Here is a 691-nt window from a genome sequence, read left to right as displayed (position 1 = left end):
GATTAAACGCCTCTTATCGACTCATCCAAGCTTTTCGCAGATTAGCACGTCCTTCTTCGCCTCTGATTGCCAAGGCATCCACCTTGTACGCTTAGTCACTTAACTATACAACCTCAAATGTTTTCAACCACTTTAAGCTTTCACTTCAAAGTGCGGCCAATTTGATGCGTATCTTCATTCAACTAAACACTTGATTGCTTTTGTTCAATCAAGATTTTATGCAAAACAGGTTTGCTTTCAGAGTTTCCTTCCCAGTTCCCTCTTTCACTTTCCTGCCTTGCCTACTCAGACTTTCTCTCAAAAATCTCTTGTTTTCAGCTTGTTTCCAATTTTTTAAAGAACAGTAAGATAATCTAACAAAGTTATCTTTAATTGGCGTCCCCACGGGGATTCGAACCCCGGTTACCGCCGTGAAAGGGCGATGTCCTAGGCCTCTAGACGATGGGGACGTCAATTAAAGATACTCTATCTTATTCTTATCTTTCAACGTTGCTTTCGCTTCGTTTTTAACCTTGTCTACAACTATCAGCCAATCTGTGTGAGCACTCGCTGTCTCTCGTCTTTGGTAAGGAGGTGATCCAACCGCAGGTTCCCCTACGGTTACCTTGTTACGACTTCACCCCAGTCATGAATCATACCGTGGTAAACGCCCCCCTTGCGGTTAAGCTATCTACTTCTGGTACAACCCACT

At 43.4% G+C, this 691-nt stretch carries 1 tRNA gene and 2 rRNA genes; all 3 read right to left on the bottom strand.

Features of this window, described 5'->3' with window-relative positions:
• A 23S ribosomal RNA gene (locus DV434_RS10620) occupies nucleotides 1-105 on the bottom strand; the annotation flags it as partial.
• 268 nt (nucleotides 106-373) lie between these two features.
• Nucleotides 374-449: transfer RNA gene (locus tag DV434_RS10615), tRNA-Glu, on the bottom strand.
• 117 nt (nucleotides 450-566) lie between these two features.
• Nucleotides 567-691, bottom strand: a 16S ribosomal RNA gene (locus DV434_RS10610); the annotation flags it as partial.

This window comes from Haemophilus haemolyticus (assembly GCF_003493685.1).
Lineage (GTDB): Bacteria > Pseudomonadota > Gammaproteobacteria > Enterobacterales > Pasteurellaceae > Haemophilus > Haemophilus haemolyticus_O.
The sequence above is the reverse complement of the archived record's forward strand: the minus strand, read 5'-3'. Positions and strand labels throughout refer to the sequence as shown.